The 23,062-nt window shown below is 70.1% G+C and carries 21 protein-coding genes; 14 read left to right on the top strand and 7 right to left on the bottom strand.

Translation table 11 applies throughout. The features are described from left to right. Positions 1–149: 149 nt before the first annotated feature. Genes ADX84_RS00875 through ADX84_RS00860 form a run of 4 tightly spaced genes read left to right on the top strand, consistent with a single transcriptional unit; the run spans position 150 to position 3,555 of the window. Entirely contained in the window at positions 150–1,436 is a 1,287-nt protein-coding gene (locus ADX84_RS00875; protein WP_049565808.1) for a sugar ABC transporter substrate-binding protein, read from the top strand. Positions 1,437–1,496: 60 nt separating this feature from the next. Continuing rightward, positions 1,497–2,396, top strand: a complete 900-nt coding sequence (locus ADX84_RS00870; protein WP_049565803.1) for a carbohydrate ABC transporter permease — start codon at positions 1,497–1,499, stop codon at positions 2,394–2,396. A gap of 45 nt (positions 2,397–2,441) precedes the next feature. After that, positions 2,442–3,338 carry a carbohydrate ABC transporter permease gene (locus ADX84_RS00865; RefSeq protein WP_049565799.1) on the top strand — a complete coding sequence of 299 codons (897 nt, stop codon included), beginning with the start codon at positions 2,442–2,444 and terminating at the stop codon, positions 3,336–3,338. Between the two features lie 22 nt (positions 3,339–3,360). Further along, positions 3,361–3,555, top strand: coding sequence for a hypothetical protein (locus tag ADX84_RS00860; protein ID WP_234003809.1), 195 nt, complete (start codon positions 3,361–3,363; stop codon positions 3,553–3,555). A gap of 71 nt (positions 3,556–3,626) precedes the next feature. Here the strand turns inward: ADX84_RS00860 and ADX84_RS00855 are convergent, their stop codons facing one another. Beyond that, positions 3,627–5,210, bottom strand: a complete 1,584-nt coding sequence (locus tag ADX84_RS00855) for a long-chain fatty acid--CoA ligase (protein WP_049565796.1) — start codon at positions 5,208–5,210, stop codon at positions 3,627–3,629. A 279-nt stretch (positions 5,211–5,489) separates the two neighbouring features. On the opposite strand from ADX84_RS00855, the gene leuS reads away from it, so the two are divergent. The 3 genes from leuS (at position 5,490) to ADX84_RS00840 (ending at position 9,353) form a co-directional block, all read left to right on the top strand. After that, positions 5,490–7,985 carry a leucine--tRNA ligase gene (gene leuS / locus ADX84_RS00850; RefSeq protein WP_049565794.1) on the top strand — a complete coding sequence of 832 codons (2,496 nt, stop codon included), beginning with the start codon at positions 5,490–5,492 and terminating at the stop codon, positions 7,983–7,985. Between the two features lie 82 nt (positions 7,986–8,067). Next, positions 8,068–8,685: a hypothetical protein gene (locus ADX84_RS00845; protein WP_369801035.1), complete on the top strand. Its 618-nt coding sequence runs from the start codon at positions 8,068–8,070 to the stop codon at positions 8,683–8,685. Beyond that, positions 8,682–9,353, top strand: coding sequence for a hypothetical protein (locus ADX84_RS00840; protein ID WP_082206227.1), 672 nt, complete (start codon positions 8,682–8,684; stop codon positions 9,351–9,353). Before ADX84_RS00845 ends, ADX84_RS00840 begins: the two co-directional genes overlap by 4 nt. Positions 9,354–9,371: 18 nt before the next feature. Here the strand turns inward: ADX84_RS00840 and ADX84_RS00835 are convergent, their stop codons facing one another. Next, positions 9,372–10,463 (bottom strand): alpha/beta fold hydrolase, encoded by a 1,092-nt coding sequence (locus ADX84_RS00835; RefSeq protein ID WP_049565788.1) that lies wholly within the window; start codon positions 10,461–10,463, stop codon positions 9,372–9,374. Positions 10,464–10,512: 49 nt separating this feature from the next. After that, a complete protein-coding gene (gene lexA / locus ADX84_RS00830) occupies positions 10,513–11,244 on the bottom strand; it encodes a transcriptional repressor LexA (protein WP_049565786.1) in 732 nt (243 codons plus the stop codon). A 609-nt stretch (positions 11,245–11,853) separates the two neighbouring features. Between lexA and nrdR the strand changes: the two genes are divergently transcribed. From nrdR to ADX84_RS00815, 3 genes are all read left to right on the top strand, one after another. Next, positions 11,854–12,330 (top strand): transcriptional regulator NrdR, encoded by a 477-nt coding sequence (gene nrdR / locus ADX84_RS00825; RefSeq protein WP_049565783.1) that lies wholly within the window; start codon positions 11,854–11,856, stop codon positions 12,328–12,330. 129 nt (positions 12,331–12,459) lie between these two features. Then, positions 12,460–15,204, top strand: coding sequence for a vitamin B12-dependent ribonucleotide reductase (locus tag ADX84_RS00820; protein WP_049566038.1), 2,745 nt, complete (start codon positions 12,460–12,462; stop codon positions 15,202–15,204). A 118-nt stretch (positions 15,205–15,322) separates the two neighbouring features. Then, on the top strand, positions 15,323–15,751 hold the full coding sequence (locus ADX84_RS00815) for a CBS domain-containing protein (RefSeq protein ID WP_049565779.1): 429 nt from the start codon (positions 15,323–15,325) through the stop codon (positions 15,749–15,751). Here the strand turns inward: ADX84_RS00815 and ADX84_RS00810 are convergent. Beyond that, the gene (locus ADX84_RS00810; RefSeq protein ID WP_049565776.1) at positions 15,748–16,053 is read right to left on the bottom strand and encodes a hypothetical protein; all 306 of its coding nucleotides are present in this window, start codon (positions 16,051–16,053) and stop codon (positions 15,748–15,750) included. The genes ADX84_RS00815 and ADX84_RS00810 overlap by 4 nt on opposite strands. A gap of 585 nt (positions 16,054–16,638) precedes the next feature. Here ADX84_RS00810 and ADX84_RS00805 point away from each other — a divergent pair. Beyond that, positions 16,639–18,435: an SPFH domain-containing protein gene (locus tag ADX84_RS00805; protein ID WP_049565774.1), complete on the top strand. Its 1,797-nt coding sequence runs from the start codon at positions 16,639–16,641 to the stop codon at positions 18,433–18,435. Then, positions 18,436–19,905, top strand: a complete 1,470-nt coding sequence (locus ADX84_RS00800; protein ID WP_049565771.1) for an SPFH domain-containing protein — start codon at positions 18,436–18,438, stop codon at positions 19,903–19,905. It begins immediately after the preceding gene. Between the two features lie 111 nt (positions 19,906–20,016). Here ADX84_RS00800 and ADX84_RS00795 read toward each other — a convergent pair whose 3' ends face one another. The 3 genes from ADX84_RS00795 to ADX84_RS00785 all read right to left on the bottom strand — a co-directional run bounded on the left by ADX84_RS00795 (position 20,017) and on the right by ADX84_RS00785 (position 21,748). Continuing rightward, the gene (locus ADX84_RS00795; RefSeq protein WP_049565769.1) at positions 20,017–20,223 is read right to left on the bottom strand and encodes a hypothetical protein; all 207 of its coding nucleotides are present in this window, start codon (positions 20,221–20,223) and stop codon (positions 20,017–20,019) included. Positions 20,224–20,390: 167 nt separating this feature from the next. Next, positions 20,391–21,047 carry a hypothetical protein gene (locus tag ADX84_RS00790; protein ID WP_049565766.1) on the bottom strand — a complete coding sequence of 219 codons (657 nt, stop codon included), beginning with the start codon at positions 21,045–21,047 and terminating at the stop codon, positions 20,391–20,393. A 74-nt stretch (positions 21,048–21,121) separates the two neighbouring features. Next, positions 21,122–21,748, bottom strand: coding sequence for a DoxX family protein (locus ADX84_RS00785; protein WP_049565763.1), 627 nt, complete (start codon positions 21,746–21,748; stop codon positions 21,122–21,124). Between the two features lie 193 nt (positions 21,749–21,941). Here ADX84_RS00785 and ADX84_RS00780 point away from each other — a divergent pair, with 193 nt between their 5' ends. Further along, positions 21,942–22,172 carry a hypothetical protein gene (locus ADX84_RS00780; RefSeq protein ID WP_049565761.1) on the top strand — a complete coding sequence of 77 codons (231 nt, stop codon included), beginning with the start codon at positions 21,942–21,944 and terminating at the stop codon, positions 22,170–22,172. 9 nt (positions 22,173–22,181) lie between these two features. After that, a complete protein-coding gene (locus tag ADX84_RS00775; protein ID WP_049565758.1) occupies positions 22,182–22,901 on the top strand; it encodes a ribonuclease HII in 720 nt (239 codons plus the stop codon). Positions 22,902–23,062 lie beyond the last annotated feature (161 nt).

The raw sequence follows: 23,062 nt of genomic DNA, 5'->3' as shown, positions 1-23,062 counted from the left end.
CCCGTCGGGCCGCTCGCGATCGCCGTCCGGAACCGCCCGCCTAACAGGTCAGACACAAGTGGCAGTGGTTTACTTCACAAGTCGTCCTTCTTTACGTAGGTTTCCTACCAACCCTCACGGGACCCTCGAAAGGAACGGGAGGCGAGCCGATGGCCCGCAGACGAGCACACAAGTACGTCACCCTCCCCGCAGCCACACTGACCCTGGCGCTTGCGGCGACAGCGTGTGGCGGCGGTGGCGGCGGCGGCGGAGCCACCGACGCCCTCCAGGTGTGGATCATGGAGGGCACCAACCCGGACGCCAGCGCCTTCTTCGACGCGGTCAACGAGGCCTACACCGAACAGACCGGGGTCGACGTCCAGGTCGAGTTCGTGCCCTGGGCCGACGCCCAGAACAAGATCTCCACGGCCATCGCGGGTGGGACCGTGCCCGACGTCGTCGAACTGGGCACCACCTTCACCCCGGAGTTCGCCGACGCGGGCGCCCTGCACGACCTCTCCGGGTACATCGACGACCCCTCCCGGTTCCAGGAGGAGATGTACTCGATGGGCGTCATCGACGACGCCGCCTACGGGGTGCCCTGGTACGCGTCGATCCGCTCGATCATCTACCGCAAGGACATCTTCGAGGAGCACGGCCACGAGGAGCCGACCTCCTGGGAGGAACTGCGCGAGACCGCGACCGACCTCGCCGAGGCCGAGGACGGCATGATCGGCTTCCCGGTGCCCGGCCAGGCCCAGTACTCGGTCATGCCTTGGGTCTGGGGCGGCGGCGGTGAGGTCGCGGTCCAGGAGGACGACGGCACCTGGACCTCCACCATCAACTCCCCGGAGGGGCGCGCCGGGGTCGAGTTCTTCACCAACCTCTCCCTGGAGGACGGCCTGTCCACCACGGGCGCGGTCAACTGGAACGAGATCGACGTCATGGAGTCCCTCGCCGACGAGGACGCCATCATGGCCATCTCCAACAGCTCCAACCCGAAGGCCATCATCGAGTCCAACCCGGACCTCGAGGGCAAGCTCGGCGCGTTCGTGCTGCCCGGCCAGGAGGAGGGGTACACCGACTCCTTCGCCGGAGGCTCCCTGCTGTCGGTGTTCGAGGGCACCGGAAACGAGGAAGCCGGCTGGCAGTACGTCGACCTCCTCACCCAGGGCGAGTTCTTCGACCGCTGGGGCGAGGAGAGCGGCTTCTTCCCGGCGGGTGTCGCGGAGATCGAGGCCTACGCCGAATCCGGTGACCCGCTGGTCGAGCCGTTCGCCGTCCAGCTGCTGGAGGCGGGCAAGAGCACCCCGGCCGTCCCCGCCTGGTCGCAGGTCGAGGCCGAGGGGATCATCGTCGGCATGCAGCAGGACATCCTCAACGGTGAAGCGACCGTGGAGGAGGCCACCGACCGCGCCGCCGAGTCCATCGAGACCATCCTCAACGAGGGAAACTAGTTGCGACCCGCCACACCGGTCCGGCCGCCCAGGGGCGGCCGACGCGCGCCGCTCCTGGGAATGCGGGGGCGGCGCGCCCTCCTGCCCTGGGCGCTCCTGGTACCCCCGCTCGGGGTCATCGGCGTCCTGTTGCTGTTCCCCATCGGCCGGATCGTGTGGCTGTCCTTCCGGGACTTCAAGCTGCGCAACCTGGTCTCGGGGGAGTCGGACTTCGTCGGTCTGGGCAACTTCGTCACGCTGCTCACCGACCCGTACCTGTGGCGCGTCGTCCTGGTCAACACGGTCGTGTTCGCAGTGGTCGCCGTGGTCACGACGGTGGTCCTGGGCACGCTCGTCGCCCTGCTGCTGGCCAACCTGAAGCCCCTCACACGGGTCATCGTGGTCTCCTGTGTGATGGTGGCCTGGGCCATGCCCGCCGTCAGCGGCACCTACGTGTGGATCTGGATCTTCGACGTGGACCAGGGGGTCGTGGCGCAGGCACTGAAATCCCTGGGCCTGATCGAGCCCTCCGGATACAACTGGTTCGCCGACCGCTTCTGGTTCTACGCGATCGTGACGCTCAACATCGTGCACAGCGGCTTCCCGTTCGTCGCCGTCACGGTCCTGGCCGGACTGCTCACGGTCCCCAAGGAACTGCACGAGGCGGCCCGGATCGACGGAGCCGGTGCGTGGAAGCGCTTCTGGCACGTCACGTTCCCGACGCTGCGCCCGGTGTTCGCCGTGGTGACGGTGCTCTCCACCATCTGGGACTTCAAGGTGTTCGCGCAGATCTACCTGATGCCCGGCGGCGACGTCGGCGGCTCCCAGATGCTCAACCTGGGCGTGTGGGCGTACGTGCGCTCCTTCGGACAGAACGACTTCGGCATGGGCTCGGCCATCGCGGCCCTGCTCACGCTGCTCCTGCTGGGGATCACGGTCGTCTACCTGCGCGCGCTGTTCCGGGAGGACGAGATCAGATGACCCTCACCGCACGCCGTCAGCACCCCGCCCCCACGAGGAGGTCCGATGGACACGCACACCGCTGACACGCCCTCCGGCGAGTGGGAGGCGCGGGTACGGGCCTCCAGGCGCCGGGGCGGAGCGCTTCGCCTCTGGCGCGTGGTCGGCAAGGCCGCCGGGGTGAGCGTGCTGCTGTTCTTCACCCTGTTCCCCGTGTACTTCATGCTGATGAGCGCGTTCTCGGACAGCTCGACCTCCGGGACCGGGGCGCTGCTGCCCACCTCGTTCACGCTCGACAACTTCGTCTACGTCATGACCGAGGGCAACTTCGGCACCTTCCTGCGCAACTCGCTGACCGTCGCCGGAATCACCGTCGCCTTCGCGTGCGTGCTGTCGATGCTCGCGGCCGTGGCGGTGGCGCGCTTCCGCTTCCGGTTCCGTACCGCCGTGCTCGTGATGATCCTCATCGTGCAGATGGTGCCCCTGGAGGCGCTGGTCATCCCACTGTTCATCCAGGTGCGCGACCTCCAGATGCTCAACACGGTGATCGGACTGAGCATCGTCTACGTGGCGCTGTCACTGCCCCTGGCGGTCTGGATGATGCGCGGCTTCGTCGCGGCGGTCCCCAAGGAGGTCGAGGAGGCCGCCTACATCGACGGCGCCACCTGGCCCCAGATGTTCTGGAAGGTGCTGTTCCCCCTGGTGGCCCCCGGCCTGGTGGCCACGGCGATCTTCTCCTTCATCGTCGCCTGGAACGAGTTCGTGCTGGCGTTCACCTTCATGACGCAGAGCTCGAACTACACGGTGGCCGTGGGTCTGCGTCAGTTCTTCGGGCAGTACGCCAACGACTGGGGTCACGTCATGGCGGCCTCCACGATCATCACCATCCCGGTGATGGTGTTCTTCGTCCTCGTACAGCGCTGGATGGTCTCCGGGCTCGTCCAGGGAGCCGTCAAGGGGTAGCCGCGAGGTCGCGGACCTGGTCGTGGTCGGCCACAACCCCGGCGTGCACGGCCTGGCCGACGCGCTGGCCGGGGAGGCCGAGGGCGACCTGCTGCCCCGGATGAACCGGTCCGGGTTCCCGACCTCCTCGATCGCGGTGCTGACCTTCTCGGGTTCGTGGAGGAACGTGGAACACGGGGTGGGACGGTTGGTCGCCCACTGGACTCCGCACGCCTGACGGGGGCCTCTCGTCCCGTGGCCGAGAGGCGGTGGGGGAGACCGGACGCCCGGCCTCCCCCACCCCGACACTCACCCGGCGTCGCGCAGTTCGCGTTTGAGGATCTTGCCGGTGGAGGTCATCGGCAGCTCCGAGCGGAACTCGATCTGGCGCGGGTACTTGTACGCGGCCAGCCTCTCGCGGGCGAACGCGGTCAGGTCCTCGGCGGAGACCTCCGCGCCCTCCTTGAGGATCACGAACGCCTTGACCTCCTCGCCGTGCGACTCGTGCGGGACGCCCACGACCGCGGCGAGGCTGATCGCCGAGTGGGTCATCAGGACCTCCTCGACCTCACGGGGGTACACGTTGAAGCCGCCACGGATGATCATGTCCTTGGACCGGTCGATGATGAAGTAGAAGCCGTCGTCGTCACGGCGGGCGATGTCGCCTGTGCGGAACCAGCCGTCTCTGATGACCTCGGCGTTCACCTCGGGACGGTCGTGGTACCCCTTCATGACCAGGTGCCCGCGGACCGCGATCTCGCCGACCGGCTCCTTGTCGCCCTCCCTGACGACCTCGTTCCACTCGGGGTCGATCAGCTTCATCTCCACACCCCACACCGGGCGGCCGATGGAACCCGTCTTGGCGCCGGTGGCGGGGTTGTTGAAGGTGGCCACCGGGGAGGTCTCGGACAGGCCGTAGCCCTCCTTGATCCCCACCCCGAAGAGCTTGGTGAAGTCCTCGGCGAGCTGGCCGGGCAGGGCCGAACCACCGGAGACGGCGTCGACCACGTTGCGGGCGATGGCCTCCAGGTCGTACTTGCCGGGTTCCGCCTGCTGGGCGGCGTTGAGCAGACCCCAGTACATGGTGGGCACACCGGCGAACCCGGTGACGCCCTCCTTCTGCATGAGCTCCAGTGCCTGGTTCCCGTCGAAGCGGGGCATGAGGACCATGGTGCCGTGGCGGTACAGCGACGCGTTGAGCATCACCGTCTGCCCGAAGATGTGGAACAGGGGGAGGACGGTCAGGGACACGTCGCGGCCGTCGGGGTGCGCGTTGACGAGGTTGGAGGCGACCACCGCGTTCATCATCAGGTTGTTGTGGCTCAGCTCGGCGCCCTTGGGCTTGCCGGTGGTGCCGCTCGTGTAGATGATGACGGCCGTGTCGTCGGCCCCGGACTGCACGGTCTCGAAGGTGCCGGGCTGTCCGGCCAGGGCCGCCCAGATCGTCTCGACGCCCTCGATGGCGGACTCGGTGGCCCCCGCGGTGGCCGGCATGTCCACGAAGATCTCGCAGCCGTCCACCTGGCCGAACGCCTCGAGGGAACGCTGCCCGAGCGGGAGGTCGGGGGTTCCGGTGAAGGCGAAGAGCGCCTTGGCGCCCGAGTCCTCCAGGTGGTAGGCGATCTCGCGCGGGGTGAGCAGGACGTTCAGCGGGACGACCACGGCCCCCGCCTTGAGCGCGCCGAAGTACACGAACGGGAAGTACGGCAGGTTGGGGCTGGCCAGCGCGACACGGTCGCCCGGACGTACGCCCCTGGAGACCAGGAGGTTGGCCACCTGGTTGGCGATCATGTCGGTGATCGCGTAGTTGAGCCGGGTGTCACCGAAGACCAGGCACTCCTTCTCGGGCGCGGAACGGGCGCCGTCCTCAAGGAGCACGGACAGGTTGAACATGGGGGCCTCCCGCAGACATGTGAATCCGGACAGGTGAAACGAATGCCAGGTGTGACCTGGATCGCGTGTTCTGCGCCACTTTGACGGCAGAGTAACAAACCGGGCGGTCGGTGTGGAGGGGCGCAGGGTCCGGAAAACCACCGGTGCGCTGGTCACCCTCCGTGAGAATAGCCCTGTTCGGGGTCCCGTCCCGGACGGCGGTAAACCGGTCTTCGGCCGTGTACCGCAGCCGCTAACCTGAAGGCAACACACCCAGAACCGGCTAAGGAACACTCAGCGATGACAGCGGTAGACGGCGACCAGACGACGGGCGACACCTACGACGCCCGCGCCCTCCAGGACAAGTGGCAGGCGCGCTGGGCCGCCGAGCTTCCGTTCGAGGCCAACACGGACCCGGGGGACACCCGCCCCCGCTCGTACATCGTCGACATGTTCTCCTACCCCTCCGGTGACCTGCACATGGGCCACGCGGAGGCCTACGCCATCGGTGACGTGATCGGCCGCTACCGCTTCCAGCGGGGCGACAACGTCCTGCACCCGGTCGGCTGGGACTCCTTCGGCCTGCCCGCCGAGAACGCGGCCATCAAGAACAACGACCACCCCTACAAGTGGACGTACGCCAACATCGAGACCCAGGCCTCCTCGATGCGCCGCTACGGCCTGGCCCTGGACTGGTCGCACCGTCTGCACACGAGCGACCCCGAGTACTACAAGTGGAACCAGTGGCTGTTCACCCGCTTCTTCGAACGCGGGCTGGCCTACCGCAAGGACGGCCTGGTCAACTGGTGCCCCCAGGACCAGACCGTGCTCGCCAACGAGCAGGTCGTGCAGGGCAGGTGTGAGCGCTGCGGAGCCGACGTCGAGCGCCGCGCCCTCAACCAGTGGTACTTCAAGATCACCGACTACGCCCAGCGTCTGCTGGACGACATGGACCAGCTGGACGGCGGCCGCTGGCCGGACGAGATCCTGGCCATGCAGCGCAACTGGATCGGCCGCTCCACCGGCGCCGACGTGCGCTTCGAGATCGAGGGCCGCGACGAGCCGGTCACCGTCTACACGACCCGGCCCGACACCCTCTACGGCGCCACCTTCTTCGTGGTGGCAGCCGACGCCGACCTGGCCGCGGAGCTGTGCGCGCCCGAGCAGCGCGAGGCCTTCGAGGACTACCGTTCCGAGGTCGCCAAGCTCTCCGACATCGAACGCCAGACGACCGAGCGTCCCAAGACCGGCGTGTTCCTGGGCCGCTACGCCGTCAACCCGGTCAACGGCGAGCGCATGCCCGTCTGGGCCGCCGACTACGTACTGGCCGGCTACGGCCACGGCGCCGTCATGGCGGTGCCCGCCCACGACCAGCGCGACCTCGACTTCGCCCTCGCCTTCGACCTGCCCGTGCGGGTCGTGGTCGAGACCGGCGAGGCCGACCCCGCCGAGACCGGCGTCGCCGCCGCGGGCGAGGGCGTCCTGCGCGACTCCGGCCCCCTCGACGGCCTGACCAAGACCGACGCCATCGAGCGCATCATCGGCATCCTGAGCGAGCGCGGCACCGGCGACGCCACGGTCAACTTCCGCCTGCGCGACTGGCTGCTGTCCCGCCAGCGCTACTGGGGTACCCCGATCCCGATCGTCCACTGCCCCTCCTGCGGCGAGGTGGCCGTCCCCGACGAGCAGCTGCCGGTCACCCTGCCCGACCTCCAGGGCGCCGAGCTGGCCCCCAAGGGCATCTCTCCGCTGGCCGCCGCCAAGGAGTGGCTGCACGTGGACTGCCCGTCCTGCGGCGGTCCGGCCGAGCGCGACACCGACACCATGGACACCTTCGTGGACTCGTCCTGGTACTTCCTCCGCTACATCTCCTCGCACCTGGACACGGCCCCCTTCGACACCGACGAGGTGAACAAGTGGGGCCCCGTCGACCACTACATCGGCGGCAAGGAGCACGCGACGCTGCACCTGCTGTACGCGCGCTTCTTCACCAAGGTCCTGTACGACATGGGCATGGTCGGCTTCACCGAGCCCTTCCGCCGTCTGACCAACCAGGGCCAGGTCATCAACGAGGGCCGGGCGATGTCCAAGTCGCTGGGCAACGGCGTGGACCTGGGCAGGGAGATCGACGCCTACGGTGTGGACGCGGTCCGGCTGACCATGCTCTTCGCCTCCCCGCCCGAGGAGGACGTGGACTGGGCGGACGTGTCCGTGGTCGCCGCGCAGAAGTTCCTCAACCGCGCCTATCGGGTGATGAGTGAGGCCGGTGCGGGCAGCACTCCCGGAACGGACCTCTCCACAGGCGACACCGATCTGCGGCGCTTCACGCACCGCTCCATCGACCAGATCACCGCCCTGGTCGAGGACAAGCGCTTCAACGTCGCCATCGCCCGCTGCATGGAGCTGGTCTCGGCCGCCCGCAAGGCGATCGACTCCGGTCCCGGCGCCGCCGACCCGGCCGTCCGTGAGGCCGCTGAGTTCGTGGCCGTCGCCCTGTCCCTGTTCGCGCCCTACGTCGCGGAGGAGGGCTGGGAGAAGCTGGGCCACAGCGGCTCGGTGGCCGTCGGCAACTGGCCCGAGGCCGACCCGGCGCTGCTGGTCCAGGAGTCCGTCACCTGCGTGGTGCAGGTGCAGAGCAAGGTCCGCGACAAGCTGTCGGTGTCCCCCGACATCGACGCCGCCGAGCTGGAGCGCCTGGCCCTGGCCTCGGAGAAGGCCCAGAGCTTCATCGGTGACAAGACCGTGCGCAAGGTGATCGTCCGCGCGCCCAAGCTGGTGAACATCGTCGTCGGTTGATCCGTCGCACGGGGCGGTGGTCGCGCTGGCGACCACCGCCCTCTACCTTGGGCGTGACAACTGATTGGGAGGCGGTGGCCGGGTGGGCTCTGCGACGGGTTCCGGACCCAGACCCTGGGTGCGGGCGGCGATCGTGGTGACGGGCACGGTGGCGGTCTCCGCCGCCGCCGTCGGAGGCGGTCTCTGGTTCACGGGGAACGACCCGGACCAACCCCGGGGCGGTGACGCCCACACCACGGCGCCACCGTGCGGCGTGGTCCCGGAGGAGGCGATCACCGAGGCGCTGCCCGGTGCCGTCCTGGAAACGGACGACGGCGGCCCCCTCGCGGGCGGCGAGGGCACCGAGTGCGTGTGGACCACGGCCGGACTCGACGCCGAGGAGCAGGGTGTGCTGCGGGTGGACCTGTCCGCGCGCTTCACCGACGCCTCCGCCGAACCGGCCGTGACCGGCGACGAGTCCGCCTCCCGGGCCCAGACCGCGATGGCCCCGGCTCGCGGTCGTTCCGTGGTCCTGGGATCCGGCGCCGAGGCGGAGGTCTGGCGCGGCCAGGTCCCCGGTACCGCCGAACTCGCCTTCCACAGCGACAACCTGCTGGTCCGCGTCTCCTACAGCGCCATGGACGAGGACGACCCCGTGTCCTACGACCGCGCCAGCGAGACCGTCGTCGCCTTCGCCGAACAGCTGGGAGAGGCCCTGTGAGCACCCCCCACTCCGGGCCCCCGCCCGCCTTCGCGCAGTCGGAGGACCCCGGAGCCACCCCGCCGCAGAGCCGGGGACTGGCCGTCACCCTCCTCGTCGTCCTGATCCTGGCCGTGCTGGCGCTCGCCGCATGGCTCACCTGGTACCTGCTGCGCGACAGTGTGGAACTGGGCGAGTTCGAGGCCGCGCCCGAGTGCGGGATCGGTGAGACCGAGACCCTCGAGGAGTCGGTGCCCGGCTACGAGAGTGAGATCGAGGAGACCGTCGGCACCGGCCAGGACCCCTTCGGGGCGGGCTGGCAGTGCCGCTGGGCCACTCCCGAGGGAGCGGGCGCCTCCGTGCCGTCCGCCGCCACCCTCGTCCTGGTCGCCGCCCCGGTCGAGGGTGGCGTGGAGACCGCCGCCGAGACCCTGCGCTCCACCGCCGGGGAGAACGACACCCAGCCCGTGGAGGGCCTGGGGGACGAGGCGCTCACGTGGGTCGAGGACGGCGCCTTCGAAGTGGGATGCGTGGGTGTGCGGGTCTCCAACCTGTACGTGGAGTCCTGCTACACCGCCGCCACCGACTACGACGCGATCGGTTCCATGGACGGTGAGGCCGCCGCCGAGGAGGCCGAGCTCCTCGCCCGCGCCGTCGTCGACGAGCTGCCCGCACCCGCGGACGACTAGCGGATCGTTCCGGGTCGGCTACCAGAGACCGTCGAGGAACCCCTCCAGCGCCGGGGTGACGTCGGGGGAGAAGGCACGGTCCGCGTCGAGGGCGGCGGCCCCGGGGGAGTCGTCGTACTCGCGCAGGATGTGGTCGACCCCCGACAGGTCCACCCGCTCGGCGCCGTCCAGGCCGGTCATGAGCCGGTCGACCTCCTCCTCGTTCACCTGGGCGTCCTGGTCGCCCCACAGGACCAGCACCGGGGTGTCCCCGGGCAGGCCCTCGGCCAGTTCCACGGGGTCGAAGGAGTCGATCCAGGTCAGGTAGTCCGCGCTGTTCTCGTCGAACAACCCCGTGGCGTCGCTCTCGGGCAGCTCCCCGCCCGCGCGCACGGCGGCCCGGCCCGCCCGCAGGTCCGAGAGCATCTGCGCCGCGGTCACCTCGCCGACGCCGCCCTGGGCCTCGGCGGTGCGGATCTGCTCGGACACCTGGCGGTCGATGAGGTCCAGCATGCGGGTGCCCGGCGGAGCGGCCAGCACCAGCGCGGGTTCGGCGTCGAGGAGTTCGTGGGCGCGCAGCGCGTACAGGGCACCCTCACTGTGGCCCAGGATGACCGTGCGCTCGGGGTCCACCTCGGGCTGGGCGACCAGCTCCGTGTAGGCGGCGGCCATCTGCCGGTCGAAGACGAGGGGGTCGACCGGCTGGTCGAGGGCCTCCTCCTCGGCCTCGCTCATGTCCGCCGGGTCCGCGCTGCCGAACTTGTCGTAGCGCAGCGAAGCGGCACCCGCACCGCTCAGCACCCGGGCGAGGTTCAGGTTGGTGTTGGCCTCCGGGCGCGCGGCGCCGTTGCCGTCCCGGTCGGTGGGACCGCTGCCGGAGACGATGAGCACCCCCGGGACGGAGCCCTCACCGGCGCCGGAGGGAGCGGTGAAGGTGCCCGGCACCGTGAACCCGCCACCCTCGAAGGAGACCTCGCGCTCCTGCCCGGCCGCACCGGGCAGCGCGGGCCCGTCGCCGTCGCTGGGCGCGCAGGCGGAGACCAGCAGGGCCCCGGCGACCAGGGCCGAGGCCAGGGCGGCGCGGGGTCGGCTCGGGGAAGGGGACACGGGGGCGGAGGCAGGTGTCGACACACCCTCAGCGTATCGGCACGCCCACCACCCCCGGCTCGGGGACCTGGGCTCAGACCCGGCGCATGACCGTGACGACCTTGCCGAGGATGGTGGCCTCGTCTCCCTGGATGGGGTCGTAGGCGTCGTTGCGCGGCATCAGCCACACGTGCCCGTCCGGCTCCCGGCGCAGCACCTTGACGGTGGCCTCGTCGTCCAGCATCGCCGCGACGATGTCACCGTTCTCGGCGGTCTGCTGCTGACGGACCACCACCAGGTCACCATCGGTGATCGCGGCGTCGATCATGGAGTCACCGACCACCGTGAGCATGAACAGACGGCCCTCGCCGACCAGCTGGCGCGGCAGCGCCAGGACGTCCTCCACGGCCTCCTCGGCCAGGATCGGGCCACCGGCGGCGATCCGACCGACCAGCGGCACCGAGGCCGCCCGGGTGGAGTCGGCGGTGAGCTCCTCCTGGGTGAGGGTCTGGGAGGCCTCGCGGCCCGGGGTGCGCAGCTCCACGGCGCGCGGCCGGTTCTGGTCCCGGTGCAGGTAGCCCTTGCGCTGGAGCACCTTGAGCTGGTGCGCCACGCTGGAGGGGCTGGACAGGCCGACCGTGTCGCCGATCTCCCGGATGGACGGCGGGTACCCCCGTTCCCGGACGTAGCGCTGGATGCAGTTGAGGACACTCTGCTGACGTGCGGTGAGCTTGGGGGTGTCGGACCCGGACGGGCCCGGGTCGCCGACGGGCGAAAGAACGGTGGTGGGTCCGGAGCCGACGGCTCCGGGGTTCTCCTCCGGCACGGCCGGGCCTCCTCGGTGTTCGGTTCGGTCAGGGCCTGTGTGTGGCCGGATCGGCCACGCGGACCGGACGGCGAAGCCGGTGTGAAATCAAGGTCAACTTTAGTCGTTGCACACGGTGATATCAAACAAGCGTTCGAGAACGTGTGGACGAGGGCGCGTGGGGATTTCGCATTGTGTTTTCGCGCCCCGATTTCCGGGGGTCCGGACTTATGTGTGTACACGCGCGCCGTGGCCGTTGTCCGGGGAATGTGCGATCCGGTATGGGGTTCGTCTCGCCGTGCCCCGCCGCCACTCCGTGCTCGCGGGAGAGGGGGGAATTCGGTCGGCGCCGAGGTGTGGCGGGCGTCGAGCCGCGCGCCCGCGCCCCCTTATCCTTGGATTCGGCTCCCGGAGCCGCACATCCCCGTTTCCACCTCCTCGAACCCCGTTCCTCGGCCGCCCCTGTTCCAGGGTTTGGGGACACGCCGTCGGCAGGGTTGCGGGTGTCCGCCCCAGCGCCTAGGTTCGACCACAACATCTGGTGTTGACATGGGGGCTGTGGTCAATAAGTTGTGGTTAAGTAGACCTCCAGGGTTGTTGGTCGGGTACAGGAAAGCCAGGTGAACCGGGATGCACTGTCCGTTCTGCCGTCATCCGGACACCAGGGTGATCGACAGCAGGTCCACCGACGACGGCGCGGCCATCCGGCGCCGCAGGACCTGCCCCGTCTGTGAGCGACGCTTCACCACGCAGGAGACCGTCCTGCTGATGGTGGCCAAGCGGTCCGGGGTCACCGAACCCTTCAGCCGCACCAAGATCATCGCCGGGGTGCGCCGCGCCTGCCAGGGCCGCCCCGTCTCCGAGGACGCCCTCGCCAAACTCGGCCAGCGGGTCGAGGAGGAGATCCGCGGCCGGGGTGTGGCCGAGGTGCCCGCCCACGAGATCGGCCTTGCCATCCTGGGTCCCATGCGTGACCTGGACGAGGTCGCCTACCTGCACTTCGCGAGCGTCTACCGTGGGTTCGAGAGCCTCGCCGACTTCGAGGCCGAGATCGCGAGCCTGCGGGAGGACCGCGAGGGGGAGCCCGCGGTCGACACCACCGGGTAACCCCGGCGACCGCCGCATGGTGGGTGGAAAGCCCGGCCGAGACCGTGCCTTCCGCACCACCCCGAACACACATGAACGTCCGCGCGGTCACCGCCGGGTCCGCGCATGACCTTCGGGGGAGAGGTCGCCATGACGCGAAGGACGAACGGCACGACCAGGCGCCGGGGCAAGGGCCTGACGATCGGCCGGGTCAACACCACCGAGGGCGTCCATCCGTACGACACCCTCGAATGGGAACTCCGCGACGTCGTCATGACCAACTGGCGCGACGGCACCGTCAACTTCGAGCAGCACGGCGTCGAGTTCCCCGTCACCTGGTCGGTGAACGCCACCCAGATCGTGACGAGCAAGTACTTCCGGGGGGCCGTCGGCACTCCCGAGCGCGAGTCGAGCCTCAGACAGCTCATCGACCGCGTCGTCGGCGTCTACACCAGAACCGGCCGCGAACACGGCTACTTCGCCTCGGACCAGGACGCCGAGGTCTTCGACCACGAACTCAAGTACGCCCTGGCCCACCAGCTCTTCAGCTTCAACTCCCCGGTCTGGTTCAACGTCGGCACCACCTCCAGGGCCCAGGTCTCCGCGTGCTTCATCCTCTCCGTGGAGGACACCATGGAGTCGATCCTGGAGTGGTACAAGGAGGAGGGGCTCATCTTCAAGGGCGGCTCCGGCGCGGGGGTGAACCTGTCGCGCATCCGCTCCAGCAGGGAGCTGCTGTCCTCCGGGGGCTCCGCCTCGGGGCCGGTCTCCTTCATGCGCGGCGCCGACGCCTCCGCCGGGACCATCAAGTCCGGCGGCGCCACCCGCCGGGCGGCCAAGATGGTGGTGCTCGACGTGGACCACCCCGACATCGAGGAGTTCGTCGGGGCCAAGGCGCGCGAGGAGCTCAAGATCCGCGCGCTCCGGGACGCGGGCTTCGACGTCGACCTGGGCGGCGACGACATGTTCAGCGTCCAGTACCAGAACGCCAACAACTCCGTCCGCGTGTCCGACGCGTTCATGCGCGCGGTGGAGACCGGCTCCGGGTTCGGCCTGACCTCCCGCACCACGGGCGAGGTCATCGCCACCGTCGACGCCAAGGAGCTCTTCCACCGCATGGCCGCCGCCGCGTGGGAGTGCGCGGACCCGGGCATCCAGTACGACGGCACCATCCAGGACTGGCACACCAACCCCGAGACCGGCCGCATCAGCGCGAGCAATCCCTGCAGTGAGTACCTCAGTCTGGACGACTCGTCCTGCAACCTGGCCTCGATCAACCTGCTGAAGTTCCTACGCGAGGACGACACGTTCGACGTCGAGGGGTTCACCCGGCTCACCGAACTCGTGATCACCGCGATGGACATCTCCATCACCTTCGCGGACTTCCCCACGGAGAGGATCGGCGAGACGACACGGGCCTACCGGCAGCTGGGGATCGGGTACGCCAACCTCGGCGCGCTGCTGATGGCCACCGGCCACGCCTATGACTCCGAGGGCGGACGGGCCGTGGCCGCCGCCGTCACCTCGCTGATGACCGCGGCCGCCTACCGCCGAAGCGCCGAACTGGCCGGTGTGGTCGGCCCCTACGACGGATTCGAGCGCAACCAGAGCGCGCACGAACGCGTGATGCGCAAGCACGCGGCCGCCAACGACGACCTGCGCACCATCGGCGCACTGGAGGAGCCCGTCCACGCGGCCGCCACCAAGGAGTGGGAGCGGTGCCTGGAGGTCGGTGAACGCGACGGTTGGCGCAACGCCCAAGCCAGCCTTCTCGCGCCCACCGGGACGATCGGGTTCATGATGGACTGCGACACGACCGGGATCGAACCTGACTTCTCGCTGGTCAAGTACAAGAAGCTGGTCGGCGGCGGAGCCATGCGGATCGTGAACCAGGCGATCCCCCGGGCGCTGCGGAACCTGGGCTACCAGGACGAACAGATCGAGCCGATCGTCGACCACGTGGCCGAGCACGGGCACGTGGTGGACGCCCCCGGGCTCCGACGGGAGCACTACGAGGTGTTCGACTGTGCCATGGGGCGCCGGTACATCGAGCCCATGGGGCACGTGCGCATGATGGCCGCGACCCAGCCGTTCCTGTCCGGGGCGATCTCCAAGACGGTGAACGTGCCCGAGGGAGCCACGGTCGCCGACTTCGAGGGGATCTACTACGAGGGCTGGCGCCTGGGGCTCAAGGCCCTGGCGGTATACCGGGACAACTGCAAGGTGGGCCAGCCGTTGTCCGCCTCCGGTGCGGAGGCGGAGGACGTGTCGAAGCCGGTGCGGCGGCGGCTGCCCAAGAAGCGGCCGAGCGAGACCACCTCGTTCTCCGTGGGCGGCGCCGAGGGGTACATCACCGCGGGTTCCTACCCGGACAGCGGCCTCGGCGAGGTGTTCCTGAAGCTCGGCAAGCAGGGCTCCACTCTGGCGGGGGTGATGGACGCCTTCTCCATCGCGGTCTCCATCGCCCTCCAGTACGGGGTTCCGCTGGAGACCTACGTGGAGAAGTTCACCAACATGCGCTTCGACCCGGCGGGCATGACGGACGACCCCGACATCCGTATGGCGCAGTCGGTGGTGGACTACATCTTCCGCCGCCTGGCCCTGGACCACCTGCCCTACGAGGAGCGGACCGCGCTCGGAGTGCTGTCCGCCGCGGAGCGTGAGGCCCAGGTCCACGGGGAGGACCCGTCCCAGGCGGCCGTGCAGGTGGAGTCGTACGCGCAGTCCGCCGCCTCCGCCGAGGCCCCGGTGCGGGAGGAGCGCCCCGAACGGCTGGCTCCCGACGAGGGGTTCATGGCCGACGCCCCGCTGTGCACCACCTGCGGGACCAGGATGCGCCCCGCGGGCAGCTGCTTCGCCTGTGAGGGCTGTGGCGCCACCAGCGGCTGCAGCTGACGCTCGAGGGGGCGGGTTCCCGAGGGAGCCCGCCCCGGGTGGTCCACACCTTTGGTTGGCGGGGCGGGGATCGGGTACCCCTTCGGCACCCGGCGACGGCCAGTGGAAGGTGGTTCCCATGCTGATAGCCGCGATCCTGCGGGCGAAGGGCCCGGAGGTGGTGAGCGTCGCCCCCGAGGCGACCGTCGCCCGACTGCTCACCGAACTCGCCCGTCACAACGTCGGTGCCGTCGTGGTCGCCGAGAACGACACCCTCGTCGGGATCGTCTCCGAGCGCGACGTGGTCCGACACCTGGAGCGCCGGGGGCCGGAGCTGATGTCCGCCCCCGTCTCCGACATCATGACCTCCGACGTCGTCACCTGCACCCCCGACGACACCGTCGAGGAGGTCAGTGAACACATGACCGTGCGCCGGTTCCGGCACGTCCCCGTGACCGCGGAGGGACGCCTGGCCGGGATCGTCAGTATCGGCGACCTCGTCAAGAGCCGTCTACGGGGTCTGGAGGACGACCGGGCCCAGCTGGAGGCCTACATCCACGGCCGTTAGGCCTCGGAACGGTCGCCGGAGGCCACGGCCACGGCGGCGGTCGCGGCGGTCACCCCCAGGACGGCGGGCCACGAGCCGACCTTCTTCGCCAGCGGGTGCGACAGGCCGAAGGCGGCCACGTACACGCCGGTCAGCGCGATGGCGGTGCCCAGGCCGGAGTTTCGGCGGGTGGTCTCGAAGGCCGCCGCGCCGAATCCGGCCAGGACCGCGCCTCCCAGGGGCCGGTTTCCGGTGGCGCGCGCCACCGAGTAGCCGCCGATCAGACCGGCGGTGGTCAGGACGGCACTGGGTACTGCGAGCATGGAGAACTCCCTGTTCGGTGCGATTCGGTCAGGACGAGGCCGGGGCGGGGTTGTGGCTCCTTCCGCCCACCCGTCGCCCTCCACCACCCTCAACGGACGCCTGCGGCGCGGTGCTTGCCCTCTTCGTCGCCCTCCACCACCCTCAACGGACGCCTGCGGCGGCGCGGTGGCCTCGCGTCACCACCAGGCTGCCTCTCACCGCACCGACGAAGCTCGCACCGCCAACCCCGGGCGGGCCCCGCTGCGCGGCTCCGCGGAGCCTGCGTGGCGGTGCACGGCAGGGAAACGGCCGCTCGCATCGATGGCGGCTCCGCAGCCACCGGCGAGAGCATTCGAAAACCACCCTAGCCCCGCCCCCGGGGCCGCGCCATGTGGCACGCGTTGGGGGCCGCGGATCACCGTGCGGCTGATTCCGCGTCACGCTCGGGACACACCCATGGGTTTCGGCTGGCCCTCGTGCCAAGCTGGAGGCTGACCACTACCGGTTTGTCCTGAAACGAACCCGACCCGACCTGGAACCAGGTCGCGGTACGCGACGTCGAAGCCGATAGTTCCCGACGTTCCGTCACAAGGAAGTGCATGCCTATGTCGTTCGCGCAAACGGTGCGCGGCGCGGCCGACGCCGTCGCCCAAGGGGGCGACCCGCGCCAGGCCATGACCGACGCAGTCCAACAGGCCGCGGGCCAGATGACCGGGCAGGACTCCGGTCAGCGGTCCGGGCAGAGTACGGAGGGCGGTCTCGATCCCCGTGACTTCGTCGCGGCGAGGGAGCAGGGCGCCTCCGTCGACACCCGGATCGAGCAGAAGACCACCTCGCTGAGCAACGCTGGTGAGGCCCTCAACCGCAGCTACTACGAGCGCGGCCGGGGAGGTCCGGTCCATGTCATCTGCCCGATGGTCATCCCCCGGGGACGCACCTTCGTGACGATGCTCCCGGCCATCGCCCTGCTCGTCATCGGTGTCGTCGGGTTCTCGACCTCCGCCGCCACGGCCATGGTCAGCGGCGCCAACCCGCTGCTCAACCCCTTCTTCGGCGTCCACTACTGGCTCGTCACCATCGCCGTCACCGCCTTCATGTGGTGGCGCCAGGGCATGGTCATGGTGCCGGAGGGCTGCCAGGCCATCGTGACGCGCTTCGGCAAGATGGAGAACCTCTACCAGCCGGGCAGGGTCACCCTGTTCAACCCCTGGAAGCGCGTCTCCTACATCGTCAACACCACGCGCGAGTACCCGTTCAACGCCCCGATCCGCTCGGCCCCCACCAAGAGCGGCGTACAGGCCTCGGTCGACCTCTTCGTGCAGTTCAAGATCGAGAACGCCACCGACTTCGTCTACACGCTGGGTGGTGTCCCCGGCTTCCAGGAGAAGCTCAACAACGCCATCAGCGAGACCACCCGCAGCCTCATCTACGAGCAGGAGGCCTCGGCGATCTACGACATGGTCGGCGAGAGCACCCAGGCGCTCCTGGACTCCCTGAACCGCCAGTTCGGCGGCATCGTCGTCCTGACCAGCGCCAACATCACCCATGCCGAGCCCTCCAGCCAGGAGTACCGGATGGACCTGGCGGCGCCGGAGATGGTGCGCGTGGCCAAGGACGCGTACACGTTCGAGTACGAGCTCCAGCTGCGCAAGGAGCAGAACGAGGGCGACCTGAACAAGGAGCTCGCCACCCTCAACGAGACGCTCTCCGCGATCCAGGCCGACATCGCCCAGTACCAGGCGCAGATGGACACCGCCCTGGAGCGCGAGACCAACCGGGCCCGCGCCACCGCCCGGCAGCGCTTCGTGGAGGCCGAGTCCGAGGCCAACGCGAACGCCGCGCTCCTCCAGGCCCAGGCCCTGGACATCCGCGCGGTCAGCGCCGCAGAGGCCCCCGAGATCCTCAACTACCGGTTCCGGGAGAACCTCCTCGACAAGCTGGAGTCGGTCGCCGACAGCCTGCCGCAGGTGCTGCGGATCGGTTCGGGCGACGGAGCCAGCGTCGACTACCTGCGGATCGCGCAGGAGATCATCGGCCAGACCGACGCCGCCCTGTTCTCGGACGAGGACATGGCCGCGATCCGTGAGCGTCTGGGCGCGATCAACGCCCGTATCGCCGAGCGCCAGCAGGAGATCAGCGCGCTCGTCGAGGACGAGGCGGACGAGCGCCGCGGTCCCTCCGCGGAGGACCCGGGCGAGGACCTGGTGGAGGAGATCCGCCAGTCGGTGAGCGACGATTCCGTCGACGAGCGCATCTCCGAGGCCGCCCCGGAGCCGTCCGCCGGTCAGGCCCCGGTCGACTCCCCGCCGCCCTCCGGCGCCCCGTTCCAGAACCCGCAGGACCCGCCGGCGCCCCCGTGGTCGCAGGGCGGATCCGAGGGCCAGTACCCGGGAGGTCAGTAGATGAGTGAGTCCTTCAACCCCGGCGGCGGCTCCAACATCAAGGAGTCCCTGGCCTCGTGGGGCGACCTCGCCGGTCTGCTGCGCGGCGGCGACCAGGGCGCGATCGTTCCCGTGGTCATACCGCGCGACAACCGGGGCCTGCGCTGGACCATCCTGGTCTGGTTCGGCCTGTTCGCGATCAGCTCCGCCCTGATGATGTCGCTGAACGTCGCCTTCGGCAGCGGTGTGGCCGGTCTCGCCTACGGCGCCCTGGCCGTGCCGACCCTGTTCGTCGGCGTGCTCAGCGTGCTTGCGGCGGGACTGTGGTGGTGGCGCGGCTCGATCGTCGAGATCGAGGAGGGCACCACCGGCATCCTCACCAAGTACGGCGCCTTCGCCAAGAGCATCGGCCCGGGCCGCCACTACCTGTGGCACCCGTGGTCGCGCGTGGACTTCGTGGTGGACACCCGCACGGAGATCCCGTACACGGCCCCAGTGCTGGCCTGCCCCACGCGGGAGAACGTGCCGCTGAAGTCGATCGAGTTCTTCCTGAAGTTCCGGATCGAGGAGCCGTACCGGTTCGTCACCTCGATCGGCGCGAGCAACTTCGACCTGGTGCTGTCCAGCGCGGTGCAGGACGCCATCCGCCAGCGCAGCCGCATGGTCAACACCGAGTCCGCCTACGACCTGCGCGGCTCCAACGTCGAGGACATGCGCAGCCTGCTCAACACGCAGCTGCACAAGTACGGCGTGACCATCACGGGCTGCAACATCCCGGACGTGCAGCTGCCCAGCCAGTACCAGCAGCACCTGGCCACCCGGGAGCGGGTCGCCAAGGAGCTGGTGGCCTACGAGCAGGAGTGGGAGCTCACGCGCAAGCGCCGCATCGACACCCTGCTCATGGACATCGAGCGCTCCAAGAAGACCCGCGACGCCAAGATCGTCGAGGTCAACGCCTCCCTCAACAAGGCGCGCAAGGACGTGGCGCAGATGCTGGAGGAGCAGGAGACCGAGGCCCAGCGGGTGCGGTACGAGATCGAGACGCGCGGCCGGGCCGACCTGGTCGCCGCCGAGAACGAGGCCAAGGCGCAGCACCGTCTGGCCACGGCCTACCGGGACAACCGGGCGGTGCTGGAGTACGAGCTGGCCCGCCGCCGCCTGGACGTCGGCGCGGCGCTGGCCGAGCGGGCCCCGCGGCCGGTCGTCGTCCAGACCGAGGGCGGCTCCGGTGACGGCTCGGCGCTGTCCACGCTGATCACGGCCCAGTTGCTGCCGCAGGTGCTCAACAACGGTGGCGGGTCCTCCCGCTCCCTGGGCGCCTCCGCCGCGCAGGACGCCCTCGACGGCGTGCAGGGTTCGGTGGCCGCTGCCGCCGCCCGTCAGCAGCAGATGTCCGAGGAGTACCAGAGCCAGCAGGACACCGCCATGCGTCAGCAGTTCGAGCGCGGTGAGGGCTACGGAGGTGGTCAGGGAGGCCGTCGGGGACGCTGACCCCCGCCGGAGACGGCACGGAACGCGGCGGAACGTGAAGGGGCCCCGCCACCCTCCTGGAATCCAGGAAGGGTGGCGGGGCCCTCGCTTGTGTACTGGGGGAGTGCGGGCTCAGCTCGCCGGGGTCAGCGCCTGGTGGGAGGTCAGGCCCGCGTACCCGGCGATGTCGATTCCGTGCCGTGCGGCGATCTCCACGAGGTCCTCGACCTCCCCGGCCTGGGCGGTGGCCAGGTCGTCGTCGCCGACGGCGTGGGCGCGGCGCAGCGCGGTGAGGGAGTCGTGCAGACGCAGGTGAAGGGTGAGCGCGAACTCGCGCATGGGTCCTCTTCTCGGATAGCGAGACTGCCGTGGGGGAGAACCGTGAGGGTGTCTCCCGGGGGACGAACCCATGTCTACACGTCGAGGGTGAGAGTCAGGTTGGAGCGGGACAGCGCCGAGTAAAGAGGTGGTCGGGGGGCCGTCCGCTCCGGCGGACGGCCAGCCCCCTAGTGGTCCACCCAGACGTACCAGTCACCGGAGACGTGCTCGTAGATCCGTGAGCCCTGGCCGGGGACGAAGACCCCCACCGGGATCTCCTCGGTGCTGTGAGCCAGTCCTGCGGGGTTGAGGAGCCCGGCCTTCTCCACCTCGTAGTGGGTGACGTCGCCGGTCACCGACACGCTCCGCAGCGCGTACAGGCCGGTCCACTCCCCGTTGCGGGGGATGGTCGTGGGGTCGGCCACCTCGTCGCGCAGTTCGAGGAGCTGTTCGGAGGAGGCCTGCACACGAGTCTGGAGCGGGACGTCGGCGACGGCCAGGCTCAGCGCCACGAACGCGATGAGCGGGGCGGAGATCCAGCGCAGCCAGTAGTGGCGGATCATCGGTCGGGCGACCGCGAGCGCGATCCCCAGACGGAGCGCGCCCATACCGGCCAGGAGGAGGCCGCCGCCGAGTCCGACGACGAAGGTGGGCAGGTGCCCGGCGGGCATGCTGTCCTCGAAGAGCAGGACGAGTCCGACCACCGCGCACGCGGGGATGTAGAGGCGACCGGGCGGACGGGAGGCCCAGCTGATCAGTCGCTGGCCCAGCGTCGGCTTCTCGGCGATCTCGATCAGCTTGGCCACGGACCCATCAGGGTTCGGGCCCGAAGCTGAGGCGGACATGGCGATCCTTCCATCGAATCCGGGTCACGGCGACGCGGGCCCGATGGGCGGCCGAGGGGCTCGAACGGGCCGCGTCACAGTCGATTCGGCCTACGCGGTGCGGCCTGTTCCACAGGATAGAGCAGTGGCGGCGCGTGTTCGGGGCGACGGGGCGAAAAGGCGGAGGCTTTCCCGCGCGCGATGGACGGGGTTCGGCGTCGGACCTGGTGGGAGACCCGGGAGCGGGGTGAGAGGACCAGGTGGTCCCACGACCACCGTCCACCGCCGACCGCCATGAGTACGCACACCGCCGTGACCAGCGCCGTCGCTCCCCAGGAGCCGAACGGGGAGGGGTCAGCGGCCGTCGCCGCGAAAGTCCCGGCGACGGCGGCCAGGGCCAGGAGCGGGCCGGTCAGCCATGTGAGCAGACCCACGGCGAAGGCCACCGCGAGGGCGACGAGCACCGCGGGGAGTACGGGAGCGACCAACGAGGCGGCGGGTGTCCCGGCTCCGGAGAGGCGTTCGGCGACCACGTCCTCCCCACCGCGCAGGGCCAGGCCGTACTCCGCGAACACCCAGCCCACACCCACGCGGGTGCCGGCCGCGATGACGTCGTAGAGGCGGCCGCGCAGGAACGGTGGTGCGGTCCGGCGCTTCGGAGCTGGGCGGGCAGGGAGGCGCGGTGGGGGTTCGGGCCGTGTTCTCGGCCTGGTCTGCTGCATATCCATTCCTCCCGGGCGGCCCGGCACGGCGGTTCCAACAAGCGGAAACTACCGAAAGTCACGGCCCATGACTGCTTGTCACTCTCGGTGAGTCGCACAAAACCCACGGGATTGGCGGTCCCCTGCCGCTGGGAGCCCTGGCCCCGCTCCTGAGCGGCCTGCCCGTCGCCGTGTTCCCGGGCCGCGTTCGCGGATGAACCACGCCGTCGACCCCGAACCCCCTTGGGCGGGCCGCCGCTCTTGGGCTGGCCCCGCCCCCCAGAAGACCGGGTTCGCCCTCGGCAGCGCGCTCCCGGCGCTCGTCGGACGGCCCGCCTTCCTGACGTTCTCCCGCGCCCACCACCGCCGCCCGCCCTGGTGGATCTCCCCGCGCCCGTTCCGTTCCTCGGCCGAACCGGCCCGGAAGGTCACCCACCCGCTCTAGGGTTGTGGCGTGCCGACGACGACTCCCCAGAAGAACAGCTCCTCCCCCCAGAGCGAACCGATCCCCGCTCCCACCTTCGAGGTCGAGGACGAACTCCGAGCCTCGGGTGCGCGAGTCGTGGCCGGTGTCGACGAGGTGGGCCGAGGTGCCTGGGCCGGGCCCCTCCTGGTCTGCGCCGCTGTCCCCGGAGAGGGCCAGCCCCCGGCCGGACTCACCGACTCCAAACGCCTGACCCCGAAGCGGCGCCGTGAGCTCGCCGCCCAGATCGAACCCTGGGTCGCCGACCACGCCTTCGGGTGGTCCGAGGCGACCGAGATCGACGAGGTCGGCATGACCGAGGCCCTGCACCGGGCCGCCCGCCGCGCCCTGGAGGCACTGGAACCCCGCCCCGACGCGGTGATCCTGGACGGCCGCCACGACTTCATCGGTCGACCCTGGCGCGTGCGCACCCAGGTCAAGGGCGACCTCACCTGCGTGAGCGTGGCCGCCGCCGCCATCCTGGCCAAGGTGCGGCGCGACGCCCTCATGGCCGAGCTCGCCGAGGAACACCCCGGCTACGGCTTCGAAAGGGCGGCGGGCTACCCCTCGCCCGTGCACCGCGCGAACCTCGCCGAGCACGGACCCACTCCGCAGCACCGCATGAGCTGGTCCTACCTCGACGACCTGCCCCGATGGAGCCACCTGCGCCGGGTCCGCGCCGCTCCCGGAGGCCAGATCCCGCTGCTCTGATCCGTGCCGGGGCGGCCCGCGACACGCCGCCCCGCACTGGACATCCGGCCCCACTTGGGGCAAGGCTGTTCCCTGGGCCGTGCCCGCTGAGCACGGCCCAGGCAAGACGACCCGGCTCACGACCGGATCGCGGGTGTCGGCCCCTCCGACCCGGCCCGCCC

Source organism: Nocardiopsis sp. SBT366 (assembly GCF_001083815.1).
In the GTDB taxonomy this organism is placed as follows: Bacteria; Actinomycetota; Actinomycetes; order Streptosporangiales; family Streptosporangiaceae; genus Nocardiopsis; species Nocardiopsis prasina.
The sequence above is the reverse complement of the archived record's forward strand: the minus strand, read 5'-3'. Positions and strand labels throughout refer to the sequence as shown.